At 41.7% G+C, this 12,888-nt stretch carries 12 protein-coding genes; 3 read left to right on the top strand and 9 right to left on the bottom strand.

The genetic code is table 11. The features are described from left to right. Positions 1 to 89 precede the first annotated feature (89 nt). The 6 genes from U5J89_RS04180 to U5J89_RS04155 all read right to left on the bottom strand — a co-directional run bounded on the left by U5J89_RS04180 (position 90) and on the right by U5J89_RS04155 (position 6,161). Positions 90 to 1,802 carry an ATP-binding protein gene (locus U5J89_RS04180; protein WP_322574351.1) on the bottom strand — a complete coding sequence of 571 codons (1,713 nt, stop codon included), beginning with the start codon at positions 1,800 to 1,802 and terminating at the stop codon, positions 90 to 92. 28 nt (positions 1,803 to 1,830) lie between these two features. Then, positions 1,831 to 3,111 carry a hemolysin family protein gene (locus U5J89_RS04175; RefSeq protein ID WP_322574350.1) on the bottom strand — a complete coding sequence of 427 codons (1,281 nt, stop codon included), beginning with the start codon at positions 3,109 to 3,111 and terminating at the stop codon, positions 1,831 to 1,833. Positions 3,112 to 3,213: 102 nt separating this feature from the next. Further along, positions 3,214 to 3,990 carry an enoyl-CoA hydratase/isomerase family protein gene (locus tag U5J89_RS04170; RefSeq protein ID WP_322574349.1) on the bottom strand — a complete coding sequence of 259 codons (777 nt, stop codon included), beginning with the start codon at positions 3,988 to 3,990 and terminating at the stop codon, positions 3,214 to 3,216. Positions 3,991 to 3,997: 7 nt separating this feature from the next. Continuing rightward, positions 3,998 to 4,894 carry a hypothetical protein gene (locus tag U5J89_RS04165; protein ID WP_322574348.1) on the bottom strand — a complete coding sequence of 299 codons (897 nt, stop codon included), beginning with the start codon at positions 4,892 to 4,894 and terminating at the stop codon, positions 3,998 to 4,000. A 6-nt stretch (positions 4,895 to 4,900) separates the two neighbouring features. Then, positions 4,901 to 5,356, bottom strand: coding sequence for a hypothetical protein (locus tag U5J89_RS04160; RefSeq protein ID WP_322574347.1), 456 nt, complete (start codon positions 5,354 to 5,356; stop codon positions 4,901 to 4,903). Between the two features lie 16 nt (positions 5,357 to 5,372). Further along, the gene (locus tag U5J89_RS04155) at positions 5,373 to 6,161 is read right to left on the bottom strand and encodes a PspA/IM30 family protein (RefSeq protein WP_322574346.1); all 789 of its coding nucleotides are present in this window, start codon (positions 6,159 to 6,161) and stop codon (positions 5,373 to 5,375) included. Between the two features lie 435 nt (positions 6,162 to 6,596). On the opposite strand from U5J89_RS04155, the gene U5J89_RS04150 reads away from it, so the two are divergent. Together U5J89_RS04150 and U5J89_RS04145 are read left to right on the top strand one after the other, a co-directional pair. After that, entirely contained in the window at positions 6,597 to 7,844 is a 1,248-nt protein-coding gene (locus tag U5J89_RS04150; protein WP_322574345.1) for an Nramp family divalent metal transporter, read from the top strand. Between the two features lie 16 nt (positions 7,845 to 7,860). Beyond that, positions 7,861 to 8,685 carry a sulfite exporter TauE/SafE family protein gene (locus U5J89_RS04145; protein WP_322574344.1) on the top strand — a complete coding sequence of 275 codons (825 nt, stop codon included), beginning with the start codon at positions 7,861 to 7,863 and terminating at the stop codon, positions 8,683 to 8,685. A gap of 5 nt (positions 8,686 to 8,690) precedes the next feature. Here the strand turns inward: U5J89_RS04145 and U5J89_RS04140 are convergent, their stop codons facing one another. After that, the gene (locus tag U5J89_RS04140) at positions 8,691 to 10,037 is read right to left on the bottom strand and encodes a thymidine phosphorylase (protein WP_322574343.1); all 1,347 of its coding nucleotides are present in this window, start codon (positions 10,035 to 10,037) and stop codon (positions 8,691 to 8,693) included. A 67-nt stretch (positions 10,038 to 10,104) separates the two neighbouring features. On the opposite strand from U5J89_RS04140, the gene U5J89_RS04135 reads away from it, so the two are divergent. Next, positions 10,105 to 11,232, top strand: a complete 1,128-nt coding sequence (locus tag U5J89_RS04135; RefSeq protein ID WP_322574342.1) for a 4-phosphoerythronate dehydrogenase — start codon at positions 10,105 to 10,107, stop codon at positions 11,230 to 11,232. On the opposite strand, the gene U5J89_RS04130 is transcribed toward U5J89_RS04135, so the two are convergent. Both U5J89_RS04130 and U5J89_RS04125 read right to left on the bottom strand, forming a co-directional pair. Further along, entirely contained in the window at positions 11,225 to 11,986 is a 762-nt protein-coding gene (locus U5J89_RS04130) for a TatD family hydrolase (RefSeq protein WP_322574341.1), read from the bottom strand. The two genes, U5J89_RS04135 and U5J89_RS04130, sit on opposite strands and share 8 nt — an antisense overlap. After that, on the bottom strand, positions 11,983 to 12,834 hold the full coding sequence (locus tag U5J89_RS04125; protein ID WP_322574340.1) for a BadF/BadG/BcrA/BcrD ATPase family protein: 852 nt from the start codon (positions 12,832 to 12,834) through the stop codon (positions 11,983 to 11,985). The genes U5J89_RS04130 and U5J89_RS04125 overlap by 4 nt, the downstream gene beginning before the upstream one ends. Between the last annotated feature and the right edge of the window lie 54 nt (positions 12,835 to 12,888).

Here is a 12,888-nt window from a genome sequence, read left to right as displayed (position 1 = left end):
TCGCTGTGATCAGTTTTCCATATATAACAGCATCCCAAAAATTGCTCGCCAAATCTTATCAGGATAATAATAATCTTTTTTAGCTCTAATTAGCCGATACGATATTTCAATTCTTCGATTTTACTAAGAATTTCGCCTCGGTCCATTTCCTGGTATCGCTCCGGCAATAATTCTTTGGAAGTGCATTCGATAACGGCACTGAGCGTTTGCAACTCAATCTCCTCGGGATAGGTTGGCGGTAGAAAATCGTTAAGGGCTAAATCTAAAATTTCGGGGGTAACCTTATCCATATCCTGCGCAGCTGCACGGAACTTTGCACGCGTAAGGGCAGCTTCCATATCGGCCCCAGAAAATGATTTGAGTCCCTGCTCTATAACCTGCGGCATGTATTCTTCGGTAAGCTGCAGGCCTGTTTTCTTTTTCATAGCATTGAATAAGTCCACTCTTTCTTCTTTGGTGTGCGGTGGAAACAATGCCAGGTGTTCTTCGGCTCGTCCCTGGCGTTTAAGATCTACTGGCATAAGATCAGGCCGCGCAGTCATTAAAAACCATATAATTTCACCTCGATTCCGGGTATCACTCATAAAGGTAGCGATCTGCGAAAATACGCGACTAGAAACACCACTGTCACCGCTTGCATCGCGATCACCAAGGTAGGCATCGGCTTCATCAATCATCACTGCAACCGGGGCCATCGCTTTGAGCAGCCCGAGAATTTTCTCCAGATTTCCTTCAGTCACACCCTGCCACTGGCTCCGAAAGTTTTTAAGCTTCACCATCGGGATACCGACCTCGCTTGCAAAACAGGTCACCAAAAAAGTTTTGCCCGTACCAACGGGTCCGCAAACAAGGTAACCCATAGGAAGCACATCCTGTCGCCCAGATTTTAAGGCTTTAACAGCGTGCCGAAGATGCTCTTTGACCTTGATATGTCCCGCCACGTTTTCGAGCGTATATTCCGTTTCCACAAATTCCAAAAGTCCATACGCCTCGGCCTCGATTAGCTCTTTCTTTGCTTCGCTTAGTCGATTATGGGTAATTTTCTCATTATTCTCCCGGGCATTGGAAAGAATACTACGAAGATTAATGAAATTGAGTCCGGCCGTTTGCTGAGCAACTACTTTCTCGTTTACATTTGAAAATGCCTGGAATTCTTCATCTGAAGATTCAAAATCGATAAACTGCCGGCGCTGCTGCTCATCAGGAATATTGATTTTAATATCCGTCGTGTATGGATTTTGTACCAGCGTTTTATTTAGATCTGCGAGATTTTCGGTCAGTAATACTGTGGTAAAATCAGCCGCTAAAAACATGGGATCATGCGCCCATCGTGACAAATAAACCATTGACGTACGATCTTCAGATCCACTGGTGCCAGCTTCGTTCATAGGCACGATGGTATCTGCATAATCAATGATCAGGGCAATACTCTTTTTATCGTCAATACGAACTCGAAAATACTGCTCCAACAACGAAAACACCCGCACGGGATCCTTGGGCATCTTATTGGCGTAATCCGTTCCCATCAATGAATCGCGGCCCGACAACGCACGGTTGAAATCTTTTTTCGACTCCCCATCCCGAAAGTAAATACCCGATGAGCGATCATAGAAAATAACATAGTCACGCGCGCCGAAAAACTCTTCTGACAAAAACGATTTTAGGCGAACAAAATCTGTTTGCTCTTTGCGCTGGAGTGGAACCAAATCGTGTACATTTCCATGCAGGATAAACTGATTAATCGTACGACTTAAATATTTCTGGGCAAACTCCTGAGCCCAACTGGGATAATGATCAAACATAAATGTTGTATGTATTTGATAGAAATGATCAGAGTTGATCCATCACAATTACTTTAACGGTCTCAATACGGCTTGGTGTTGCTTTACTAATAATAATCTTCTTACCGTCAATCAAAAGCTCTTCATTCACTTTGGGAATACGCCCCAATTCATTAATAATATACCCGGCTATCGTTTCATATTCAGTGGATTCCTCCGGAAGATCAATCTCAGGAAATTTCTGAAGCAGATCCTCAATCTCGACCCCGCCACTCAAAATATAACTATTGCCGGATATCTTTTTCAGGATTCGATCCTCAGTATCGTATTCATCCTGAATATCACCGACAACCTCCTCTAAAAGATCTTCAATGGTAATCATTCCGGCCGTACCTCCATATTCATCGATAACGATAGCCACCGAAATATTTGAGCTGCGAAATTCTGAAAGCAGATCTTTCGACTTTTGTGATGCGGGCACCAACTTAATGGGACGTATTATTTCTGACAAGCTATCGGGATTGCTAAACAGATCGTAAGCAAAGATAACTCCAATGATATCGTCAATAGATTCCTGGTAAACGGGAAGCTTTGAAAATCCTGAAGAGATAAAAAGCTTTAAGGTTTCGTCGATGCTGGTATTTTTTTCAACGGCCACTATATCAGTACGCGGTATCATCGATTCCTTCACCCGCTTATTCGAAAGCTCAAGCACATTGTGAAGGATTTCAGAATCATCTTTATCCAGATCATGTCCCCCGCTATCACGCAGCTCTTGAAATATCAGCTCTACATCTTCACGTCGAAAAACTTTGCCCGAGCGATCAACTTCGGGATTGATAAGCTTAATAATTAAATCCGAGGATTTATCAGCTACAAAGATAAGTGGTTTAAACAGATGGTTACACACTTTTTGGGGAATGGCAATTATTTTCATCCACCAATCAGCATTTATGCGAAACAGGGCCTTGGGAATTATTTCACCAAAAAGCATAATCACTACGGAGGCAATCACCGTCTGAATCACTAAAACAAGCGCTTCGGATGGCATTGCTCCCACCCAGCTTTGATAAATTTCGGTGATGGGGCCCACCAAGAAAATCGTCATCAACGTAGCATACACTACATTAACTACATTATTACCTACTAATGTAGTGGTTAAAAAGGTTTCCGGATTATGGATAAAATCATTTACAATTCGCCCCGTCCATGAGCCTTTTCGGGACTCTATCTCCAGCTTTAGTCTATTGGAGCTGACAAAAGCTATTTCGGATCCCGAAAAAAATCCACTGAGAATAATGGTAAATATTATAAGGAGTAATTCGATCACTATAGTTTCTTGTGTACCTTAGCTTACTGCCAGGTATTATACAGATTAATTTACTGAAATAAATTACAGGAAATCTCGAAAGAGATACAGTATTCTACGTAATTATTTCCCCTTAAACTCAGGTTTTCGTTTTTCGAGAAATGCTGACGTTCCTTCCATAGAATCTTCGGTTTCGCAAAGTTCACCAAACACATCCGCTTCTACCTGATAGCCGGAACGGTGGTCAGAATGATAAACAGCTTTAATAGCATTTCTGACAGCAAGGGGACCGTTTTTCAGAATATTATGTAACAGCTCTTTTGAAGCTTTTACGGGATCTGAACTTACTTCGTTAACCAAACCCAGCTGGTGGGCCTCTTCGGCTTTTATCTGTTTTCCGGTTAAAATCATTTCCAAGGCACGAGCCTTCCCTATTAACCCGGGCAAGCGTTGCGTACCGCCGTAGCCCGGAATCAGTCCTAATCCAACTTCAGGCAACCCAAATACCGCATTCTCACCAGCTATGCGCAAGTGGCACGCCATAGCCAACTCTGCCCCACCGCCTAATGCATATCCATTTACGGCCGCAATAACCGGTTTGCGGGTATCCTCGATAAGTTGAAAAATCTGTTGTCCCTTTTGAGAGGCCATTCTTCCAGATCGATTATCCAACTCGCGAAGCTCTTTAATATCAGCTCCAGCTACAAAAGCCTTGTCTCCGGCTCCCTTCACAATAATGGCATTTATTGCTTCATCTATTTGAATATCCTTAAAAACATCGGCAAGCTCATTTAACACTTCGTCATTTAAGGCATTCAGTTTTTTAGGGCGATTAATAGTAACAGTAGTTATTCCCTTGTCGTCGGTTTCAAGCGTAATAGTACTAAACGATTTACTCATAAATACTTTATTCCTTAACTCGACTTGAAGCATCAACCTTCGAGTCGACTTCTTTTTCCTGTTTTAGTTCATCTTCGATTTCTAAAAAATCAGAATCTAAATCAATATCGTCAAGATCGGAACTATAGGGTAAAATATCTCCATCTAAATCATCAATTAGCTGCGATGTTTCCTCAACTTCCTCAAGAAGATTATCGAGCTGGAATCCAATTTCTTCGGGATTACTCATCGTCATGGATTGCTCATAAATATATCTGATGGCATCTTCTATCGTTTCAAGATGTGTTTCGCAGATGAGATATTTTTCCTTGGCTACCTCAAACTTTTTGAGCCGCTTTTTTAAAATACCTACGCGCCGGGCTGTCGTTCTTTTCAATCGTTCCGAATCCATGTTCTGCATCTCGCGTTCCTCTTTTTGAACCTCCTGTTTCAGGCTTTCTTCTACCGAGGTATCCATATATAAACGATACCGCTTGTGGAGATCCAGCAAGGTAAGATAATTCGAAAGAAGTTCTTTAATCTTATCGCGGATATTTTCCAATAATCCCTGTGAACTATACGGAAGCTTATCAAAATTCTCCTTAATTAATTTCGCAAGGTGTTTTAACACCAAAAAGCGTTTCTGACTTTTTTTATCAAGTTCCTGGAAGGTAGATTTTTCCTTTGCTGCAGGATTTTGTTCCCGCACTTTTTTCAGCTTTATATTTTTTCGGAATCGGGGCAAACGCGGAACAATACCCAAGTACATAAGCTCCACACCGAATGTCATCGTAAGAATCAGGCTCGAAATTAATCCCATGCCGCTCATTGCAAAAGCAGAAATTGCGGCAATAAGCAGTACTCCTAAATTAATGGGATGTAAAAATGCTTCGCGCGTAAAATTTATGGATTTATCATCACTCATAATCGCTTACTCTTCTTCATATTCATTGTCAGATCTGTCAGAAAGTGCTGTAGAATCCCTGCCGATCGTTTTATTAACCTTGATGTTATTTGCCTGTTCTTCGATCTCATTATACAAAAGTCCCATCTCCATTTTTACTTGACGAAGGGTATCTTTTGCTTTGGACTTCCTCATCTCCTCGTCCATTTCTTGCTGACTTATAGTATCCTCACTTTCATCTGCGAGGCTATCCATGGCCAAATCAAGCCGGGCCTCGACCGAGGCCAACTTATGCTTTACCGAATAGAGAAAGTCATCAAAAGAGTTCAGCATTTCTGTTTTATCCATACTTTTAAGCGCACCGACAATATTCTGCGTACGCTTGGCTCGTGATGCGCGTTCTTTTATTTCGCGCATCTTGCGATAGTGCTCCTTGTATTCTTCTTTGAGACGTTCCCGCTCACTTCTGCTATCGTTAGCCATGGCTCAACATCATTGATTAGGATTTAGACTGTTCTTTATTACCAATCGTTTTATCCTGTTGCTTTTCCGATGTTTGCTCATCAATTTCAATCTCTTTATCACCATCAGACGAACCTACACTCTTTTCTTTTTCGGAGGTATCTACCTTACCCATTTCGGCCTTAAATTGCTCTACCAGCTCATGGGCGCGCAGCTTCTCCGCATTGGCTTCGATTTCCATCGTTTCCGTGTCAACACTGTCCAAAGCCACTTCCATACGGGCTTCGTTCTTAGCCGTTTGTTCATTAAGCCGATTAACCATCTCATCATGTGTCTGATCGAGCCCACCAGTTTCAAATTGCTCCAGCGCATCGGCAATTCTACCCTGCCATTCAGCACGTTCACTAGCACGCATCGCTTCTTTTGCTTCTTGAATCTTACGATCCTTTTCGCGCATAAATGCTTTTTTTACCTTTAACGCTTTTTCATAAGCCTGTTCAGCAAATTTTAACTGCTCTTTTGAAGTCTCCAGGTTTTCCTTGGCCTTCTCAAGCTGCATGGCATATCCTTCGGCGATATCGTCGCGATCGGCCTGGATAGCAGACTTTATCTTAGCCGTTAAATCCTTAATCTTTTTCTCCAGCTTATTCACCTCTTTCTGGAGCATAATTTTATTCGCTTTTACCGTAGCGATATTTTCATTCATCTGGGGAATCTGATCATTAAGATCCCGGATGTTCTGTTCCAGAATAAGTTTTGGGTCTTCCATTGAACTCACGAACCCACCAAATAGCGACTTGATTGCTCGTACAAATCTTTTAAACATAGTATTATTGGTTTTATTAAATTTTGCCCTGCCCTACTACTAGATTAACTTGTAATATACCTGATATTATGTATTAAATGTATCATTTTGAACTTACGTAAAGGATAGAGAAATGTTATAAGAATTTTAAAAAATTGCAGCCTATTTCATATTCCTTGCTTCGTATAGCTTTTTACTAGTAATTATAGAAATATTTTATACGGCTATTTTAGTTTATTATACCTAATAAGATAACTATATTTCCCCTGCCCAAAAGATAGGCTTATACGCTATAAATGACTTTTAATCAGATATTTAAGTAGTAAAAGCATTACTACCTATATCAAGCTAAAAGTTGGCCATTGCCTATTTTTAATATCCTACCTTTCTACCAACATAATCGATCAAAAAATTAGAACTCTTTTTTTAACAGATTTAAACTGATAATCACAGTACATGAAAGAACTATTTGTAAATTTCTTTGATAAATACGGTTTATCATTCATTATGGTAGCCAGTTATTTCGGTTCAGGGTCAATTTTTATCGCTAGTCAAGCAGGCGTTGAATACGGCTATGTACTCATTTGGGCCGTTATTGGGGCTGTATTATTAGGCTTTATGGCTCAAGACATGAGTGCACGTCTGGGTATTTTTGGTGATACGCTCATGTCATTCATCCGTCAAAAACTTGGAAAAAAAGGAGCTCTAACCATAGCACTTTTCTTATCTATTGGATGTATTGCATGGACCTTGGGCTTAACAGCAGCTGTAGGAAAGAGTTTTGAGATTCTTTCCGGCGGAGCTGTCTCCTGGCAACCCCTCGCTATCGTTACCGGCATCTGTGCCATATTGGTAGGAATTCTCAATTACTCCTATGTTGAGAAAGTAATGACGGCAATGATGTTCCTTTTGCTCATCCTCTATCTTGTAGTAGCCGGAGCAAGCCAACCCTCATTAGTAGATACCATGGCCGGCTTTATTCCATCCATTCCTGATACCGGGGCCATGATGATGGGCGCTGCTATACTGGGGACAACGGCCTTGTGGCCTAACTTCTTTCTGGAATCTATCTTGGTAAAACAAAAAGGGTGGAACTCCCAAAAGCATGTTAAAATGATGCGTACCGATCTCAGTCTGGGTTATACGGTTGGCGGCCTTATCACGCTTGCCATTATCATTGTTGCAGCAGCTGTTCTTCGTCCCGCAGGATATACCGAACTTTCTTCATTTATTGCACCGGGCGAAGCGCTCGAAATTGTACTTGGCCAATGGGCGATGATTGTTTTTCTGATTGGCGTCATTGCTGCAGCTTTTAATAGCATAGTCCCTATTATGTGGACCATTCCCTTTATGATTCTTGAAGCACTGGATATCGATCATAAAGAAGGAAATAGCAAAGCATTTAAAATTATTTTTGCAGGTTCTATTGTGATAGGGATGTTTTCACCGCTAGTTTCAGAAATTACGGGCCTAAGTGTTGTTGAGATGGTGACCCTGTTCCCAGCCTATAATGGGGTTTTTGGACTTCCCGTTACAGCAGTATTACTTTTCTGGGCGGTTAATGATAAAAACCTGATGGGAAGTCAAACCAATAACTGGCAACTAAATATTGCCAATGTCGTTTTAGTACTATTTTCGATTTACATTGCCATTAATTCTGGTCAGGGAGTTCTTGAAGCTATTTTTGGCGGAATGCTTTCATAACAGTGCTATATTAAAAATGAGTTTATTGACAACATTTTTTATTGCGGGTACATCAGTTAGCACCGCCTTACTCGTTCTGCTAATTGTCATCGCCCTAATTGGTGGATTCTGTATCACCACCATTGGACCGGGCGGAATTTTCGTAACTATTTCCCTTTTTGTATTGCTCCCGCTAGATCCCGGTACGGTCGCAGGAACGGCAAGTGCCATGTTTATTGCAACAGGAATATTGGGTAGCCTGGGATATCTACAATCGGGGCAACTAAAAAGAAAAGAGGCATTAAAAGCGGCCATGGTACTTAGCCTGACATCAATTGCCGGGGCTTACGCCGGATCAGAAATCAATAAGCTTTTAGACACTGCGACATTCGCTGTAATTCTCGGACTTTTTGTCTTTGTCACCGGATTTATAATTCTCTATCGCCAATACAACGAGCTTGCCCCCGATAAACGCCTCGATATTGACAGCGCAAAAGGACTCATTTGGATGGGAGCAGTAGGCATTGCGGTGGGATTGCCAGGTGGATTATTGGGTGTAGGTGGGCCCGTATTGGCTGTTCCCCTGCTTGTTGTTTTAGGGGCTCCCATGCTACTTTCTGTTGCCTTAGCACAGGTGCAATCTATCTTTATTTCGGGAATGGCAACTGTGGGCTATACTCTACAGGGAGCCGTAGACTGGGTATTAGCCGGCATTTTAGTCGTTCCCCTATTAATCGGTACGGCCACAGGTTGGTATTTTGCTCAACGCATCCAAGTTAAAAGACTAAAAGTCGCTTTGGCATTGGTATTACTAGCGTTAGGTATTTACCTAATGACTGGTGGAGCTACACCTGGAGGGTAATCATATTAACCTCCGATGGTATGAATGCCTTCACGATCCACACGATGTGTAATCATCTCAGTTTCTTCAGGCTCTTCATTTTTGATTGTAAATGCCTCTTTTAAATAATTCTTTGATGACTCAACTAAACTTTTATCATTCATGTAACCTGTTATCAGCGGCTGGCCCTTTTCAACCTTAGATCCAATTTTATGGTGTAGTTCTATTCCAGCTGCCGGATCTATATCATCTTCCTTTCTCTTACGTCCCGCACCCAGTTCAAGCGACGCCATACCTATACTATACGCATCTATTTCGGAAATATATCCTGATTCTCTGGCTGTAAAATCAAAAGAGTGTTCCGCGTGATCATAGGTCGAAAAGTCTTTTAACACGCTGGTATCTCCGCCCTGCTCTTCAGTCAACTCCAGCCATTTATCAAAAGCCTGACCATTTTGCACGGCTTCATGACTCATTTCTATACCTTCTTCTACAATATCAGCCTTACCGCCCAGCATGATCATGGTCCCTGCCAGCATGTGGGTAATCTCCATCACATCATCCGGACCATTCCCTTGTAGCCCTTCCATGGATTCTTCAACCTCCAACCAGTTTCCAACTTTATATCCCAGAGGCTGATTCATATTCGTCAAATAAGCTACCGTTTCCTTTCCAAAATCTTCACCGATAGCAACGAGTGTTTCAGCCAGTTCCTGAGCATCTTCATGCATTTTCATAAAGGCCCCGGAACCAAATTTCACATCCAGTACCAAAGCATCGATACCCTCGGCCAATTTCTTACTCATAATACTGCCTGCTATCAAGGGAATAGATTCTACGGTGGCTGTCACATCGCGCAAAGCATACAAGCGCTTATCTGCGGGAGCCACCTCCTCCGTCTGTCCCGCCATCACCATATTGCACTTAGCTAAAATATTTTGATACCGATCCAAGGTCATATCTACGTTAAAGCCCGGTATAGACTCCATTTTATCAAGCGTTCCACCAGTATGTCCCAATCCGCGACCGGAAATCATAGGTACGGGTACCCCATAGCTGGCAACAATAGGAGCCAGAATCAGCGACAATTTATCACCCACGCCACCTGTTGAGTGTTTATCTACTTTTTTGCCTGGAATTTCGCTGAGGTCAAGCACACGACCCGAATGGAGCATTGAATGTGTCAAAGCCGAAGCTTCATCTTCATCCATTCCATTTAAAAACGAGGCCATTAAAAAAGAGCTCATCTGATAATCAGGAACTTCATCTTTTGTATATTGGTCAATCAGATAAGATATCTCATCTCTGGTGAGTGAATGTCCGTCTCTTTTTTTTCGAATTAAAGAAACAATATTATACCCTTTGGTACTCATAAAATAATGCTGTTAAATTAGCCTTTTGGTGACTCAGATTAATTAATCTCTTTATATAAAATCATTGATGATCAACGTTTTAGCCGATCAATATCTATATAATATACAGTCTTATCTACCTGAAAGTGTAAATTTGCAACTTTTTGATCCCGCTCAAGGTTTACCGTCCGAGGTTGAGCAGGCTCATGCAATGCTCATTCGTACGGTTATCCCCATAAACAAACAGACACTGCCAAATATTCCAAAGAACCTAACCTTTATCGGCACTGGTTCATCAGGAACAGACCATGTGGATTCCCAATACCTTGGTAATCACAATATTCACTTTGCGGATGCCGCCGGATGTAACGCTCGATCAGTTGCTGAATACATAGCAACGGCACTTTTACTCTGGTCGGAAAAACGAAATAAGGACTTGTCAACTGTTTCTGTTGGCATTATTGGTGTTGGACATGTTGGTACAAAGGTGGCCGACATCCTAAAAAAAGTAGGATTACAAACAGTAACATATGATCCACCCCGCGACCAACGTGATTCCGGTTTTACAACAGCATCACTTGAAGAGGCATTAAGTTGTGATATTTTATCTTTCCATACTCCGCTTAACAAAAAGGGTAAATATCCAACGTATCACTGGCTAGACCAAAGAAAATTAGAAGGCCGAACATTTGATCTAATCATAAATTCAGCACGTGGCGGCGTAGTGGATGAACGTGCGTTACTTAACACCATGAAACAGGGCAAAATACGGGATATTATTATAGACGTCTGGGAAAATGAGCCTGACATCCACTTGGATACCGCTGGAGCAGCCTTCTTAAAAACGCCTCATATCGCAGGGTATTCAATACAGGCTAAAGAAAATGCCTCAAAATTTATTGCCGATGATTTAATTGACCACTTTGATTTGGAACGGCCTCAAATTGAAACGAATGATCAAAAAATCATCTTTGACAAGCGTCCGGATGAATTTACTTCACTGTCATCCCTTTTGATCGAACTACATCCTATCAAAAACTATGAGCAACAGCTAACGGAAATCGTCAAAAATCATCCCCACAAACGAGGTGAGATGTTCAACAAATTACGAGCAGAATTTCCCCTGCGTCAGCAATTTGCACAAATCCACCTGACTAAAACCTACTTCAAGCAATTTCCAATCCTTAAAGAGTTGGGATTTTCGGAGATTAGCTAATTCCAAAAAACCGTAAAGCGTTCTCATCCGTAACCGATTCCAACTCGTCAAGCGACATATCCATCACTTCGGCCAGACGCTCGGCAGTATATTTTACAAAAGCCGGCTCGTTTCGCTTTCCGCGTTTGGGATCAGGTGCCAGAAAGGGAGCATCGGTTTCAATCATCATATGTTCGATAGGCAGCTGAGCTACTGCGTTATCAACACCGGCATTTTTAAACGTAAATATACCTCCGATGCCTAACTCTAACCCCAGATCAACAGCCCGTTTACCTTCCTCAACCGAACCGGTAAAGGAATGCCAGATGCCGTTTAAATTGCCATCCTGCTCCTCCTCAATAATATCAAGAAGATCACCCGTACTTTCACGGTTGTGCAACACAATGGGCTTCTGAACTTCTTTAGCTACCCTGCAATGCATCTGTAGGCTCTCCTGCTGTTCTGATTTGTAATCTTCGCTCCAATAATAATCCAATCCTGTTTCACCTACCGCTACATATTCTGGCCTGCTGCAGAGATCATGCAGTTTTTCTTCGATGATATCTTTACCGTCATTCACACTGGTGGGATGAATCCCTGCCATTTTATGAAAGGCAATTTCTGAATGCTGAAGCTGATCCATTTTTGGAAGCGAATCCAGATCGATGGCCGGCAAAAAAATATGCGAGACTCCCGCTTTGGCTGCACGATCTAAAACCGCATCAAGATCATCTTCAAATTGATCAAGATAAAGGTGGCAATGCGTATCAATCACGATTGTTTGAGCGTTGGATCTGTGTGAAAAGTTACAAGTCGTTCCATCGGATTCTTAACAAACAAACCCGGTTTAAGATTATACTTATTCAAAATTTCTTTGATTAAATCCTGATGGGCAAATGCGACTGATCCAATAAATCGAACTTCGTAATCCGTGGCATTCGTATAGTTTAATAAGATGCGGGAAATAAAACTCTCAAATCCCTCATACAGCATTTCTTTAATAAAAGGATGGTCGGCATGGTCGCCCAAAAATGCCCCATAAGAAGCGATAAATCTACTTTTCTGATCGCCGTCGTATAATCCCTCCGTAATATGAGCGAGCGACATATTATAGTTTTGCTCGAGATCTTGCTTGAGATCCTCGGGGATCTCGAAACGAAAATATTTATTAATCAGCTTTTTACCGAAATAGCCCGCGCTTCCCTCATCCCCTAAAATAAAAGCCAGCGAGGGAATATGTTCGACAATTTTTTCACCGTCATACAGGCACGAATTGGAACCGGTTCCAAGAATACAGGCAATACCGGGCTCATTATGAAAACAAGCTCTTGCTGCTCCCAGCAGATCGTGATATACATTATTATTTGAATCAGCGAAACAGGAATCGAGCGCTTCTTTCACTACTTGATCTTTTTCATCGCTGTCGCACCCTGCCCCATAAAAGAAAACCTCGTCGATAGATTCCTCAAGCTCAGGCAATAACTTTTGGCGAATAACTTCTTCAATACTCTCTGTGGTATGATAATAGGGATTCAACCCTTCGGTAAAATATGTTTTGGTCTGATCATTAACCAAACACCATTCCGTTTTTGTAGCTCCACTATCGACAATTAAAATACTCATAAACATTTTTTTATTGATGATTCCGCGCCAAATCTAAGCAATTTTAGATCCATA

It is taken from the genome of Fodinibius sp. (assembly GCF_034521915.1).
Lineage (GTDB): Bacteria > Bacteroidota > Rhodothermia > Balneolales > Balneolaceae > Fodinibius.
This window is presented reverse-complemented; position numbering and strand designations above follow the sequence as displayed.

Excerpts from the sequence above, each read along its gene's own strand:
- U5J89_RS04180 (WP_322574351.1), bottom strand. The coding sequence starts at position 1,802 with ATGTTTGATCATTATCCCAGTTGGGCTCAGGAGTTTGCCCAGAAATAT.
- U5J89_RS04170 (WP_322574349.1), bottom strand. The coding sequence starts at position 3,990 with ATGAGTAAATCGTTTAGTACTATTACGCTTGAAACCGACGACAAGGGA.
- U5J89_RS04165 (WP_322574348.1), bottom strand. The coding sequence starts at position 4,894 with ATGAGTGATGATAAATCCATAAATTTTACGCGCGAAGCATTTTTACAT.
- U5J89_RS04160 (WP_322574347.1), bottom strand. The coding sequence starts at position 5,356 with ATGGCTAACGATAGCAGAAGTGAGCGGGAACGTCTCAAAGAAGAATAC.
- U5J89_RS04155 (WP_322574346.1), bottom strand. The coding sequence starts at position 6,161 with ATGTTTAAAAGATTTGTACGAGCAATCAAGTCGCTATTTGGTGGGTTC.
- U5J89_RS04150 (WP_322574345.1), top strand. The coding sequence starts at position 6,597 with ATGAAAGAACTATTTGTAAATTTCTTTGATAAATACGGTTTATCATTC.
- U5J89_RS04145 (WP_322574344.1), top strand. The coding sequence starts at position 7,861 with ATGAGTTTATTGACAACATTTTTTATTGCGGGTACATCAGTTAGCACC.
- U5J89_RS04140 (WP_322574343.1), bottom strand. The coding sequence starts at position 10,037 with ATGAGTACCAAAGGGTATAATATTGTTTCTTTAATTCGAAAAAAAAGA.
- U5J89_RS04135 (WP_322574342.1), top strand. The coding sequence starts at position 10,105 with ATGATCAACGTTTTAGCCGATCAATATCTATATAATATACAGTCTTAT.
- U5J89_RS04125 (WP_322574340.1), bottom strand. The coding sequence starts at position 12,834 with ATGAGTATTTTAATTGTCGATAGTGGAGCTACAAAAACGGAATGGTGT.